At 52.6% G+C, this 13,880-nt stretch carries 11 protein-coding genes; 6 read left to right on the top strand and 5 right to left on the bottom strand.

Annotation, left to right across the window (positions count from 1 at the left end):
• Window positions 1-53: 53 nt before the first annotated feature.
• From SPICO_RS09855 to SPICO_RS06360, 5 genes are all read right to left on the bottom strand, one after another.
• On the bottom strand, window positions 54-2,495 hold the full coding sequence (locus tag SPICO_RS09855; RefSeq protein WP_013739851.1) for an RCC1 domain-containing protein: 2,442 nt from the start codon (window positions 2,493-2,495) through the stop codon (window positions 54-56).
• A gap of 221 nt (window positions 2,496-2,716) precedes the next feature.
• A complete protein-coding gene (gene purD / locus SPICO_RS06375; RefSeq protein WP_013739850.1) occupies window positions 2,717-3,985 on the bottom strand; it encodes a phosphoribosylamine--glycine ligase in 1,269 nt (422 codons plus the stop codon).
• A 217-nt stretch (window positions 3,986-4,202) separates the two neighbouring features.
• Entirely contained in the window at window positions 4,203-5,234 is a 1,032-nt protein-coding gene (gene dusB / locus SPICO_RS06370; protein ID WP_013739848.1) for a tRNA dihydrouridine synthase DusB, read from the bottom strand.
• A 30-nt stretch (window positions 5,235-5,264) separates the two neighbouring features.
• Complete coding sequence (locus SPICO_RS06365) at window positions 5,265-6,044, bottom strand: TatD family hydrolase (RefSeq protein WP_013739847.1); 780 nt, start codon at window positions 6,042-6,044, stop codon at window positions 5,265-5,267.
• 334 nt (window positions 6,045-6,378) lie between these two features.
• Complete coding sequence (locus SPICO_RS06360; protein ID WP_281047936.1) at window positions 6,379-6,846, bottom strand: BRO family protein; 468 nt, start codon at window positions 6,844-6,846, stop codon at window positions 6,379-6,381.
• Window positions 6,847-7,094: 248 nt separating this feature from the next.
• Here SPICO_RS06360 and SPICO_RS06355 point away from each other — a divergent pair, with 248 nt between their 5' ends.
• From SPICO_RS06355 to SPICO_RS06330, 6 genes are all read left to right on the top strand, one after another.
• On the top strand, window positions 7,095-8,288 hold the full coding sequence (locus tag SPICO_RS06355) for an MFS transporter (RefSeq protein WP_013739846.1): 1,194 nt from the start codon (window positions 7,095-7,097) through the stop codon (window positions 8,286-8,288).
• A 180-nt stretch (window positions 8,289-8,468) separates the two neighbouring features.
• Window positions 8,469-9,701: a PSP1 domain-containing protein gene (locus SPICO_RS06350; protein WP_013739845.1), complete on the top strand. Its 1,233-nt coding sequence runs from the start codon at window positions 8,469-8,471 to the stop codon at window positions 9,699-9,701.
• 155 nt (window positions 9,702-9,856) lie between these two features.
• Window positions 9,857-10,132 (top strand): 30S ribosomal protein S20, encoded by a 276-nt coding sequence (rpsT, locus tag SPICO_RS06345; RefSeq protein WP_013739844.1) that lies wholly within the window; start codon window positions 9,857-9,859, stop codon window positions 10,130-10,132.
• A gap of 304 nt (window positions 10,133-10,436) precedes the next feature.
• Window positions 10,437-10,751 carry an HU family DNA-binding protein gene (locus tag SPICO_RS06340; RefSeq protein WP_013739843.1) on the top strand — a complete coding sequence of 105 codons (315 nt, stop codon included), beginning with the start codon at window positions 10,437-10,439 and terminating at the stop codon, window positions 10,749-10,751.
• A 38-nt stretch (window positions 10,752-10,789) separates the two neighbouring features.
• On the top strand, window positions 10,790-12,529 hold the full coding sequence (gene lnt, locus SPICO_RS06335) for an apolipoprotein N-acyltransferase (RefSeq protein ID WP_013739842.1): 1,740 nt from the start codon (window positions 10,790-10,792) through the stop codon (window positions 12,527-12,529).
• Window position 12,530: 1 nt separating this feature from the next.
• Window positions 12,531-13,820, top strand: a complete 1,290-nt coding sequence (locus tag SPICO_RS06330; protein WP_013739841.1) for a nicotinamide-nucleotide amidohydrolase family protein — start codon at window positions 12,531-12,533, stop codon at window positions 13,818-13,820.
• The last annotated feature ends 60 nt before the right edge of the window (window positions 13,821-13,880 follow it).

The following is a 13,880-nucleotide window of genomic DNA, read 5'->3' as shown; positions in this document are numbered from 1 at the left end:
CCGTCCGGAGGCGGCTGGTAAACGATGGATGTTTTGGTATCCTCATATTCCTATCAGAATATAATCTGCACGGGCGTAATTCTGTCTGTCGTAGTGTCATCACCCAGTTGACCATAGTCGTTCCGCCCCGTCGCCCAGAGCGTGCCGTCCTTCTTCACAATCATCGTATGGTAGGTTCCGGCGGCGACAGCCGCGACATCAGTCATGAACCCGACCCCACCCGAACCCTTGACCTGCACGGGTATGTTTCTGTTCTCTATAGTGCCGTCACCCAGTTGGCCATAGTTGTTCCGTCCAGTCGCCCAGAGCGTGCCGTCCTTCTTCACAATCATCGTATGGTAGTATCCGACGGAGACAGCCGCGACATCAGTCATGAAGTCGTTGTCAGCGGTACTAGCCTTGACCTGTACGGGAGTAGTTTTCTCGGTCGTAGTGCCGTCACCCAGTTGACCATAGTTGTTCCGTCCAGTCGCCCAGAGCGTGCCGTCCTTCTTCAGAATCATCGTGTAATAACCTCCGGCGGAGAAAGCCGTGACAGGATTGCTCGGTTCAGTATTCATGGATGTGACCTGCACGGGCGTGTTTTTGGTGGTTCCCGACCCGCTGTTGTCTAGACCTAGTTCACCATAATAGTTGGCTCCAGTCGCCCAGAGCGTGTCGTCCTTCTTCAGGAGCATCGTATGATCCCCTCCGGCGGAGACTTCCTTGACATCAGTCATGAAGTCATCGGGAGCGATACTAGCCTTGACCTGCATGGGCGTTTTTTTTTCGGTTCCGTAACCGCTGATACCTAGACCCAGTTGGCCATTATAGTTGTCTCCTGTCGCCCAAAGCGTCCCGTCCTTCTTCAGGATCATCGTGTGATTTCTTCCGGCGGAGACAGCCTCGACATCAGTCATGACCTGAACGGGCGTTCTTCTGTTGTCATTGTCACCGACACCCAGTTGACCAGAATTGTTGTATCCCGCCGCCCAGAGCGTGCCGTCTGTCTTCAGGATCATCGTGTGATTGGTTCCGATGGAGACTTCCTTGACATCAGTCATGAAGTCGTTGTAATCGGCACTAGCCTTGACCCGCACAGGAGTAGTTCTGTTGGTCGTAGTGCCGTCACCCAGTTGGCCCCATTCGTTCCTCCCTGTCGCCCAGAGCGAGCCGTCCTTCTTCAGGATCATCGTGGAAGAGCCTCCGGCGGAGACAGTCTTGACCTTCACCAGCCACTGTGCATACAACGTCACGTCATGAGCAGGCATGGTGAAGGAGTCACCTGCGGAATACCGGACTCCCGTGCCGTCAGACGTCGTATTCCATCCCCCGAAGTAATAATGCCCGGTTTTATCCAGCGTCCCAGAACCTGGCACCGTGACCGGACTTCCGGCATGAGCGTACATCTTTCCCGGAGCAGTGCCGCTTGTCGCGTTATTGCCGTCAAAGGAGAGGCAGTACACCTTGAGCGCGTCTGTGTTTATACTGTCCCCGGTGTCCCAGTCCTCGATTCCAATTTCGATTGCGGCGACGGCGACCACATCGTCAGACGTATTCAGGGTCATGGTGTAGATATGCTGTTTGCCCGCGTCAAAGTGAATCAGGTGTTTATCTTTGTCCGCTACGGACGTCGCTTTCCATGTGTATGCAGTATCAGTGCCACTACCATCAGTCAGGACAAACTCCAGTTCCAGGGCATTCAATAAAGCAGAGGAGTGAGCCGTAGGTATCAATACAACCTCAAACCGGCGCTTTCCCGCGGCTCTTTCCGTGGCGGTAAGCGTGTCGGCGGAAATGTCCTTCATGCGGATAGGCGCACCATTGCCTGGAACAGATACGGCTCCAGTATCAAGATTGATCGTGGCTTGTGTGCTTGTGCCTGTGACCGTGACGGTGAATCCACCAGCGGCAGCATTGATAGCCGTGGCGTCAACGGTGGTACTTGGCCCAAGGTTGACAATCAGGCGAGAAAGAGCGTGGTCAAGTTTCAGCCGTACCGTTGACGTATTGTTCTGGACACCGCCAGCGTATGTGCTCACGGTCTTGCTATGCCCCCACAGGAAGTCAGCCGTCCCGGGGTCCTGTTCCCCAGTACCAGCCGGATAGACATTAATGGGCAGGGCGGTGGTGTCATTGATGGATGATGCATAGGGATAGTAGGCGATGAAGTCAAAGTGTGTAGTGGCAGGGTTGGAGATGTCATCCCACTTCAAGGGGTGGGAGACATCAACAGGAGTGAAGCCGGAGGTTCGGGAGGCTATGTCAGCCTTGTAGGGTTGGTTGGCACGCTCCGTGGCGGCAGAAGCTGCCAGGGCGTCATGATTCACCATGTAGATGCCGACTTCGTCATTGGGTTCCCAGCCGGAGTCAGCGGAGGCTTTGCGTCCTATCTCCGTGGAGAAGCGCACGTCGGAGGCGTGCGAAACACGCACTTTGCCCTCGCATGAAACAAGAGCGACAAAGAGAATCATGATGCTCATAAGAATTGTAATAATTAATGTATTCTCTCTCATGGTTGTTTTCCTCATTTTCTTTGAGAAGACGACATAAGCCATCGACCATGTATGGCTGATGGCTGGGACAGTGTAGGTCTGGTTATGGTCGTTGAGGTATTACCCGAAAATACGATTTTTCGAGGAAAACATATAATACTTATTAACTATTTTACGCTTGAAGATGTCAATTCTGGTACTGAATACTATGACTACAGGATACGACCATAAGGTCAAAGATTTTACTGCTGGAAGAATTTGTTGCCGATGTCAGAACGATACCATGCGCCAGGGAAGCGAATCAGATGGACAATCTCATATGCCTTATGGTTTGCATCGGCTATCGTATCCTCAACACCCACCACGGTGATATTACGTCCTCCGGTGGTTATAGGCTTGCCGTCGATGTGTTGGACAGCTCCGCAGAACACTCGCGGAGTGGAAGCCAGTTTATTGTTGCGAACCACCACGGGTACATCGGCAACAGTCATGCCGGTCATCGGAGATGTAGGATAGCCTTCGCTGGCGATCACCACAGCCACGGAGCATTGCGGGGATATCTCAAGTTTGAAATCGGCCAACGTATCGTTCTGCATTGCCTGGAGAATTTCCACCAGGTCGCTCTTGACCAAAGGAATGCCCGCTTGGGCGGCAGGATCATTGAAGCGGATATGATAGTCGACCAAGATAGGACCGTCTTCCGGTGTGTCAATCAGGCTGAAAGTGAGGACTCCCTTGTAAGCAAGCCCTTCGGTTTTCAGGCCATGGAGCGTCGGCAGGACGATGCTGTCCATGATGGTATTGCGCACGCAATCCTTCAAGGGGACGGGACAGATGGATCCCATTCCTCCCGTGGGCAGCCCGGTCGAACCAGTTCCTGTCTTCATATAGTCGGAGCAGGCAGGCAGGGCAAGGAAGCCTTTGTTGTCCATCAGGACGCTGAGCGTCACAGCCATGCCGATGCGGTAATCCTCCACCAGAATGGCGTCATTTACCAGTAACGGGCGGGCGAAGGCAAGGAGGGAAGCCGGATCGTCGCTGTTTAACATCACGCGGCTGGGGGAGAGCGCGTTGCGTTTGATGACGAAACGCTTGCCGGGATGTCGCTCTATGAAGTCAGCAAAGGTTTTTTCATCCTCGAAGACATAATAACTTGGTGTGGGGATGCCATAGCGATGGGTGAATTCGCGGGCGAAACGTCTGTCGCCTTCTAGTTTAAGAGCCTTGCGGGGGGCTCCGAAGGTAGCTATTCCCCGTTCATTGAGGTAATCGATCACACCAGTGAAAAGCGGACTTTCGGTTCCGACGAACACAAAATCAATGCTATGGGCAACACAGGCATCGTACACCTGTTCAGGAGATGAGGGATCCACGGAACTCAAATTGACCGCGATTGACTCGGTTCCCAAGTTTCCCGGCGCAACGAACAGACCGTTAATAAACCTGCTTTGGGAGAACCACCATGCAACCGCATGATCCTTGGCCCCGGAACCAAGCACCAGTACTCTCATCTATACCCACCTCTTACGGGCAGAAAGTTATCACGCTTACGCCTAGCAGGTCAACAGAAGTGATATGATTCAACTACCAACCTATAAATGAAAGTTATATTCTGAATACATGGTTCCATGGATAAGCAATACGGGAAGGATGTGTTCATCCCCTGCCTCATAAACAGAAAGAGAGCCTCCGGCTAGTGTCAGCATATGATGTTTTGAATAAATTCCATTAAGCATTGTGACTGTCTCCTTGGCATGCGTGTTCCATGCTATCCAGCGCCTTCCGGTAGTCTTCTACCGTAGTAGCCTGCGTGATTAAGCCGCGGATACGGGAACTGCCTGGCAAGCCTTTGAGATAGGAACCAGCATGGCCGCGCATCTGACGGCAGGCGGCTTCTTCCCCCTTGCGTTCAGCAAGGAGCGTGAGATGCCGCATGATGGTTCCGATGATTGTTTCCAGCGGTACGGCTTCCGGTTCCTGTCCGGAAAGCAAGAGAGCTTTTGTCCTCTCAAAGATAAAAGGATTGCCAATGGCTCCGCGGGCGAACATCACGCCGTCAACACCGGTTTCTTCTAGCATATGCTGGGCATCATGGGGTGTGAAGACATCGCCCGAACCAAAGACCGGAACATTGGGAGACATTTGTTTCACCATATCCACCAGAGCGGCAATCCGGGACCAATCGGCTACACCGGAATAGCCTTGGCTACGGGTTCGGGCATGCATGGTCAGCATCTGTGCGCCCCCTTCCAGGGCGGCTTGGGCAAATTCCCTCCAGCTTATGGCATCCTTGTCCCAGCCAAGGCGAAACTTGACGCTCACCGGTACATCACATTGATTCCTTACCGCTCTGACCATGGCGTATATGGTTTGTGGATGCTTCATCAGCGCCGAACCCGCTCCGGTTTTCACCACCTTGGGCACAGGACAGCCGCAGTTGAAGTCTATCACCGTGGGTTTGTAGCACAGGAGACGGGGAAGGGCACGTTCTACTTGGTTTGTCTCTGAGCCGAAAATCTGGATGATGAACTGTTCTTCTCCCTCATAACGTTCAAGAAGTTCCTCGGTTCCCGCGCTGCCACGGGCAAGACCTTCGGCGCTGACCATCTCGGAACAAGCTATGGAAGCTCCATGAGAGCTGCATATGGAGCGGAAGGTGAGGTCGGTGAAGCCTGCCAAGGGAGCGAGGAACAGATTGCCGGAGACGTGGACATTGCCTATGTCCACATCATGAAAAAGTGGTTTGCCTTGTTGTGTCATGCGCGAGGAATCCTTTTGACTTTTGCTCCATCAAGCCGTGATATCCAGATGAAATGCCCTGAGGCTGTTCTCATACAGAATAGGAGCGACTTCCTCAAGGGGCATCTCCTTGATGTCCGCTATGGCCTGTGCTGTCTCAATAAGATACGCGGGCATATTGCGCTTGCCCTTGTAGGCAGCGGGAACCATGAATGGAGCTTCGCTTTCTATGAGGATGCGTTCCAGGGGAAGATTGTATACCGTCTCATGGAGGTTGTACACGCCGCGGTAGGTTACGTTCCCCGCAAAAGAGAAGTAAAGAGGCAGATCCAACGCTTGCATGGCATAGGACCAGTCCTCGCTGTAACAGTGCAGTATGCCGCCGAAAGTAGGCAGTTTATCCCGAAGAATCTCCAGAAGGTCCTTGCCGGCGTCACGGTTATGGATGATGACGGTTTTTCCAAAGCGACGGGCGACATCGAGGTGCTTAAGCAACATTTCCACCTGGGTCTTCCGGCCGCCGCTGTTGCGGTAGTAGTCCAGTCCGGTTTCCCCTACGGCAATGACCCGTTCCCAACTCATCCTCTCCACAAGTTTGTTCTCCCAGTCCAAACCGGGGTTCCCGGCCTCAGTGGGGGATACGCCTACGGCATGATAGACATTGGGAAGCATCTTGAGATTGCCGTATACTTGATCAAAGTCTCCGATGCTGTTGCATATGCTGACAATGTGTTCGACGCCTTTTGTTTTGGCGACTTGCACTGCCAGTAGCTGAGCCATCCGGTCCTCTTGGATTAGCCCGATATGGGCATGAGTATCAAACAATTTCATGATTTCTTCCTATATTGAAATGAAATAGATTGCGTATTCGCAATCTTTGCCGCTGTTTGTAAAATACCATGAAGTGACCCTACCGTCAACAAAAGCCGTAGGATGGTAAATGCTGGGGAACCAAATATAGGGTTTCCAAGATTTTTTCAAGCCGTGAGAAGAAGAATGATTGCGACCATGAAGTGATGAAAGATTGTTGGGTTGATGTGCGGATGAACGGTCTGATATCACGAATGATAATAATTCATGATAAGATTTCCTTTCGCATGTTTTCAAGAAAACGTTCGACACGGTGTGAAAGGTGTGAAAGGAGTAAAAGGCGCGGCAGAGAGGCTCAAAGGATTGTATTGTAAAGGAACAGGCAATACTCCAATAACACAGGCATGGCGCGGGTTTGCGGCACACACGGACGAGCGCGGGAATATCCCTTTTTGAGATAGGTTTCAAGAGCGCGGTCAATTGTCAGTTCCGGGTCAATCGTTTCATCAATTCGCTCACTGCCTACACGAGCAAGCCACAGTTTGAACGGTTCAGCCTTGGGCGATGGAATTGATTGAATAATCCGCAAAAGCTGTTCTGTATCGGCAACATCGGTCAATCGTTTTTTTCCATCGGCGGCGGTCATCTTCAACTGCTTACAATTTGTAAGCACTTGATTTGCGCCTTCCTCAACAAGACGTTTTTTCATAACAGCCCAATAGGTGCTTGTATTTCGCGGTGTCGGTTGTTCCGTCAAAACTCCAACCACATCAACGATAGAAAACAGCCATTCCTCAGTTTCCTCATTCCAAGCTGTACGAATGCGCTTATCTTCAAATAATTGGATTTTATCAGGCTCTAAAATCCCTTTTCCCGTGTATGTAAGGGTTTTATACTACCTGCCCTCAAAACCGCATACAGCCGCCCACAGGCGCGTTTTGCGCCCTTTTTTTGTGCGTTTTTCCCATCCCAAAAAAGTTCCTCTTGACAAAAACCCTAACTGGTTCTTTACATATTTCCTTTCCCGTGCAACTCTTTACACTGTGTCATCAGCATGATTCAGGAGATATTATGCCCTTGAACTACAACCGTACCATCAGAGCTTGCTTTACCGGGTACATCGTCCAGGCAATCGTCAATAATTTCGTCCCGCTTCTTTTCCTGACCTTCCAGAGTACGTATGACATCCCACTGGGGAGTATTACTCTTTTGGTCACACTTAACTTCGGGTTCCAGCTCCTGGTCGATGCCGTCTCTCCGCTTTTCATCGATCGCATCGGGTATCGGGTCAGCACGGTGCTGGCACATGTCTTTGCTTTTGCGGGACTGGTGAGCCTGACCATCCTTCCAGGTCTTTTCACAGCACCCTTTACAGGTCTTCTGGTATCCGTCCTGATTTACGCTGTGGGAGGAGGTCTGCTGGAAGTGCTGATCAGTCCCATAGTGGAAGCCTGTCCGACGGACAACAAACAGACGGCAATGAGCCTTCTCCATTCCTTCTACTGCTGGGGGCATGTGGGGGTCGTGCTTGTCTCGACCATATTCTTTTTCATCTTCGGCATCAGGAACTGGATGTACCTTGCCCTTGTCTGGGCAGTGGTTCCCGCAGTCAACGCCGTGGTATTCACCCGTGTTCCCCTTGCTCCCCTGATTGCGGAAGGAGAGACGGGTCTTTCCCTGAAAGCACTTCTCCGTACACGAACCTTCTGGTATTTTGTCCTTCTGATGCTTTGCGCAGGGGCGAGTGAGCATGCAGTGAGCCAATGGTCTTCTACTTTCGCCGAACGAGGGCTTGGTGTTGCCAAGACGATTGGAGATTTGTCCGGGCCAATGTTCTTCGCCATCATGATGGGTTTGTCGCGCCTGCTATACGGCAAATACGGCCACGGTTTTAATCTGAAGCGTTTCATGGCGTGGAGTACACTGCTTTGTGTGGCATCCTATCTGCTGATTACGTTTTCCCCGTATCCTGTTCTTGCCTTGCTGGGATGCGGTCTCTGCGGTCTGTCCGTAGGCATCATGTGGCCGGGGACATTCAGCATGGCTTCGGCATCCATCCGTAACGGAGGAACCGCGCTCTTTGCCTTCCTTGCGCTGGCTGGGGACTTGGGTTGCATGACCGGCCCGACCGTGGCGGGGTTTGTATCCGCTTCATTCGGAGACAATCTTTCGGCGGGCATCCTGGCGGCAATCGTCTTCCCTGTGGTACTGCTGGTCAGCATCATGATGATGAAGGCTTCAGGAGGCAGGAAAGCAAAGGCATGATGACATGAGCTGTGACACTGGTGCTCACGCAATGTTGCATGGTCAGAAAAGCAGATGGCGATTTGACAAATCGTCTATACCATGATACGTTCTTTTCATTGGAAAAAGCAGGATTGCCTGTAATTATTTTCTGATGTACTATAAAATAACAGTCAGCCCATAGGGCGATGAAGGATATTGATGAAGGACAGCATACGCCCAGTAGAGCGTGGTTCCGAAGGCAAAAGGCAGGCTTTCCGTTCCGACGCTTCTTCAGGATACCTCTATATAGTGAAGAACCCTGCCTCCAACGAGACAGGCGTCTTTGCTTCGGACAGCATCATTTACAACGGAACCTCGGTGATGGTTCCTACCAAGTATGGTCTTGACCTTGGCTTGGTGCTGGGGCCTCTGGCTCCGGATGACGCTCCTTATGTTCCCGGCTGCCCCAATTGCCACGGTGCATGCTCTGAAGCAGAACCAAGTCACAGCTTGCGGGAGGAAGAACCTCCTGCCGCCTTCGGAGAACCGGAGGATTCCTCTGTCGAGGATTTCTCTGCCGAGGATTCTTCTGTCATTGAAGATGTCGTCGTGGACTATAAAGCTGATGCTCCTGATGATGACGGGCGAAGTCCTATGGAAAAGGCGGGTGTTTTCTGGGATTCCAGGCCGGACTCATCATCTTGTGGTGGAGGATGCAAGCACGTAAATCCTGCCCAGAAGGAAGCGGTGCTTACCAGTATCAGCGGGGATGTCGATTGGGTGGATCATATTGCCACTCCCTCAGAACTGCACCGTTATCAAGAACATCGGGAGATGGAGCAGGAGGCTCTGCGGGTATGCAGGGAGAAAGTGCGTAAGCTGAACCTGGACATGAAGACTGTCGCCGCGCACTACCTGCTTGGAGAACCAAAGCTCTTGTTTTTCTTCACCTCTGATGTCCGTGTTGATTTCCGCGCGTTGGTCAAGGAGCTGGTGGCTGTATTCCGCCTGCGTATTGAGTTGCGCCAGATAGGGGTACGTGATGAAGCCAGGGTCGTCGGAGGTCTGGCAGTCTGCGGCAGGCCGTACTGCTGCCATGCGATGAACGACAATCTACAGACTGTGTCAATCAAGATGGCCAAGGAGCAGAACTTGTCGCTGAATTCCATGAAGATATCGGGCCCGTGCGGACGTCTGCTTTGCTGTCTTGCGTATGAAAATTTTTTCTATGAGGAGGCACGTCGTGATTTCCCGCCCATGGGAAGTCGCCTGAAAGTGGAACATGACCTGATGAAGGTCGCCGAGGTCAATGTCCTGTCCCGTAAGATTTCCCTTTCCGGGCCGGAGGGAAGATTCATGGTCATCCCGCGTGAGGCTATTCGGTATGACAATGATGCATCCCGGTGGGAAGTGACGCCTGAATTTATGGAAACTCTTGCCAAGGACAGATAAGGCGGAAACTCCATGAGAAAGTTGCGTTTTCCCTTAAAGTATTGTATTGACCGAAAATAGTGTCTGTGATATGGTTTGTGGCTGTCGTCACCTCTGTGGCGGCGTCTTTATAATTGATTGAAACGTCTGTAATTGCACAACGTTTGGAGGTATTTGTGTCCACTAAGTCCGCTGAAAAGAGAGAGCGCCAGAATGAAAAGCGCCGCATGCGCAACCGCGCTGCCAAGAGTGCCATCCGCACATCCGTGAAGAAGTTCAAAGCTGCCATTGAAGCCGGTGACAAGGCTACCGCCGAGACAACGATGCAGAGGAGCTTCAAACTGATTGATACCGCTGCGAACAAGGGTATCCTGCACCGTAACACCGCAAGCCGTACCAAGAGTCGCCTTCATGCGCACTTCAATAAAATGAACGCCGCCTCTGCCCAGTAACAGGAGGCGTTCATCCTCCGGCCTCTTTTGGAAGGGGCGTGATTGGTGCGAATCTATCCGATGCGTATGATCGGTGATGAGTAGCAAAGCGGAGAGGGAATAAAACCAAAGGTGTAATTCCCGATGATTGGTAACGAAATGAACAACGCGAGTACGGCGAAGCCGCACGTAGTGATTGGGCTGTGTACTCGTAGATGATACGGGTAGGCTGTATTCAGCCGCACGGAAAGGAACGAAGGCAAAGCCGTAGTTCCGGTGATTACACATCAGGCATTCAGCATGAATGTCTGGAGAGGAGTGGCATATGGGTTCCCCTGAAAAGTTGACAAAGGCTGCGATCATTGAAAATCTACATCAGAAGCTGAATTTGAATAGGTCGGACATCCACATGGTTCTTGATGAGTTCTTCGAGGAAATCAAGAACGGTTTGCAGGAAGACAAAATTATTGAACTTCGCGGTTTCGGTACATTCGAGGTGAGGACACGCAAGGGTCGTGAGAAAGCCCGCAATCCCAAGACCGGAGATGTGGTGGCCGTCGATACCCACGGCGTTGCCATCTTCCGTCCTGGAAAGGAACTGAAAGATTACGTCTGGGATCTTCGTATTCGTCAGGAGTAGAAGATTCCTCCTTCGCCCTCGTTTTCAGGAGGCACAGGATGCTTGCACATGATAATGCTTTTGGTAGAAGGAACCTCGGAACTGTAGTTTCTGAGGTTCTTGTTTTAGTGGTTTCGGCCTTGGTTTTCTCCATGGCTTTTCCCGGTCTGGTGCTTTCCGGTGGATTCGGCGCCTTGGCCTTTGTGTCGCTCATTCCTCTTTTTGCGGTCATCCGCCGGACGACATGGGCACTGACACCTTTTTATGGTTTTCTTTTCGGGTTCGTCTTCTACCTGATGTTCAACTACTGGCTCAAGACATTCCACCCGCTGGCAATCCTCATTGTCCCCATCATAAAGGGAGGGGAGATGGTTTTTCTTTTCCTTGCCCTCAAGGCGGCGGACAGATGGTTCCGATCTTTCGGCTATCTGACACAGGCTTTTGCCTGGCTAGCCTATACCTATGTCAGCCAGAGCTGGTTTGCCGGTTATCCGTATGGCATGATTGGTTATGCTCTTTACCAGTACCGCATTTTGATTCAGATAGCAGACATCACAGGTATCTGGGGAATTAATTTCCTGATGATTCTGCCCCAGACTTTCCTGGGCGCATGGGTGGGCGACCGCTGGCGTGGCACGTTCTTTACCGGAGGCCGAGGCATCTTTGGAAGCGGGGAAGAGTATTTCCGGCCAGGAAAACCCAAAATGACGTCAGCATCACTGTCCGCTTATCTGAAAGACCAACGGCTCGCCGTCATCATCTATGCGGCACTGGTTCTCGGCACGCTGGTCTATGGAGCGGTGAGCCTGAGCACCTGGAATGCCATGGAACCGGATCGCCTCTGGCGAGTGGCCGCCGTCCAGCACAACTCGGATTCATGGAAGGGCGGTTATGACCAGTACAAGAAGAACTTCAACATCATGAGGCGGATGAGCCTTGAAGCCCTGCGCTACGAACCGGACATGATCATCTGGTCGGAAACTGCCTTCGTCCCTTCGGTTTCCTGGCATACCCAGTATCCTTCCGACCAACGGACAGCAGCCCTTGTCGATGAGTTCCTGGCATTCGGGAAATCCTTGCCTGTGCCGCTGCTCACCGGGAATCCGGAAGGCGTACTCGCCAATCCTGATCTTCCCCCTTTGTTGGAGAATGGGGAATGGAACCGCGCCGACTACAACGGGGTGCTTCTGTTTGAGGACGGAGAGGTCAAGGATACATACCGCAAGCAGCATCTTGTTCCTTTCACGGAACATTTCCCCTATGAAAAGCAGATGCCATGGTTGTACAACCTGCTCCTTGCCAATGATTACAACTGGTGGGAGAAAGGAACGGAAAGTACAGTCTTCGAGACAGCAGATGGTGTTCGTTTTTCCACTCCTATCTGCTTTGAGGATGTCTTTGGCTACCTGACGGCAGCTTTCGTGCGCACCGGAGCGGATGTCATAGTAAACATGACCAATGATAGCTGGTCCCAGGCGGTTTCCGCCGAGGTGCAACATGTCGCCATGGCTGTCTTCCGTTCAGTGGAAACCCGCCGCTCGACCATCCGCGGAACCAACAGCGGCATCACCACGGTTATCACTCCGACAGGACGCATGGTCAATCCCATGCCCCCGTTTGTCGAAGACTGGCGCATGTATGAAGTACCGGTATATACCGCTGATACCTATGGCAACACGCCGTATACCCGCTATGGAGACACTCCCATGCGACTGATTAGCATGGCCGTAGTCATCTTCATGGCTCTGGCAGCGGCGTGGCAGGCCGGAGAAAAGATAGTGGAACGCAGGAAAAAATAAAATGCCTGAGCATGAGTATCATAACGCGACCATCTGCATCATCGGGACAGAAATCACCCGTGGCATCATCACCGACAGGCACGGACAGCACCTGGCCGCCGAACTGACGCGGCTAGGCTACCGGGTGAACCGTATTGTCGTCCTGCCTGACGATGGGACGATTGAGGGAGGCCTCAAAGCAAACCTTGACCATTCGGATGTGGTGCTTGTTACCGGCGGGCTTGGGCCTACCAGCGATGACATGACCCGCCGCGTCATAGCGGATATGGCCGGAGTGCGCTTGGTCACTGACCCCTATGCGTGGCAATTGGTCTACGAGAGGATGGGGGAGCGCATCCATGGCCCCAATGAACGGCAAGCACTGATTCCCGAAGGTTTTACTGTGTTGGAGAATCCACGTGGCACTGCTCCTGGATTCCGTGGCTTCATTCCAATATCCGGGGAGAATGGAGTGACCCGTCATGTCGCCTGCGCTGCTATGCCCGGTCCTCCCCTGGAACTCAACGGCATGTTCGAAGATCTGGTGCGGCCATGGCTTGCGTCCCTGCGCGGCCATCATGAAACCAGCCGTGACGAGTATTCCGTCTATCTTCTCGGTGAATCCGTGCTTGAGGCTAAATACGCTGAAGCGGCACGGGATGGAGTGCAATGGGGAACTCGTTTCCAGCCCCACAGGATTAGCTTGTATGTCACCGGTTCGTCGGAAGACGCCCGGAGGGAGACCATGATACGCCTGCGCCGCATTCTGGGAACAGAGTTGGTTGCCAATGGTAACATGGAGGCAGTGGACGCTCTTTCCGACTTGCTTCTGGAGAAGGGCATGATGCTCAGTTGCGCGGAGAGTTGCACATCCGGCTATCTGTCCAAGCTCCTGACCGACCGTGCGGGCAGCTCAGCGTGGTTCTGGGGAGGAATGGTCACTTACGCGGATCAGTCCAAGATATGTCTTCTGGGAGTGAGGAAGGCGACATTGGAGAAACACGGAGCAGTCAGCGGTCAGTGCGTGGCGGAGATGGCCGAGGGGATGCTCCATGCCAGCGGTACTTCCCTGGCAATTTCCATTTCCGGAATCGCCGGTCCGGACGGAGGTACGGAAGATAAGCCGGTAGGCGAGGTCTGGTTTGGCTTCGCTTCCCCTGAGCAGAAGACAGAGGTAGTGAGGCTGCGTTTCACTACATGGGGAAGAGATTCCATTCGACGCCGGGCTGCTGTGGCGGCGTGCGTCCTTGCCCGCGCCTTTCTGGAAAAACGTCCATTGCTTGACATAACCGGCGCATGGCTTTATATTTGAAACGTCCCGCGGGTAGCAGAATTACATATGTCGTAGCATAAGTGCCGCAATCCCAGCTCC

It is taken from the genome of Parasphaerochaeta coccoides DSM 17374, assembly GCF_000208385.1.
GTDB classification, from domain to species: Bacteria; Spirochaetota; Spirochaetia; order Sphaerochaetales; family Sphaerochaetaceae; genus Parasphaerochaeta; species Parasphaerochaeta coccoides.
Note: the sequence above shows the minus strand (reverse complement) of the source record. Positions and strands in the feature narration are given on the sequence as shown.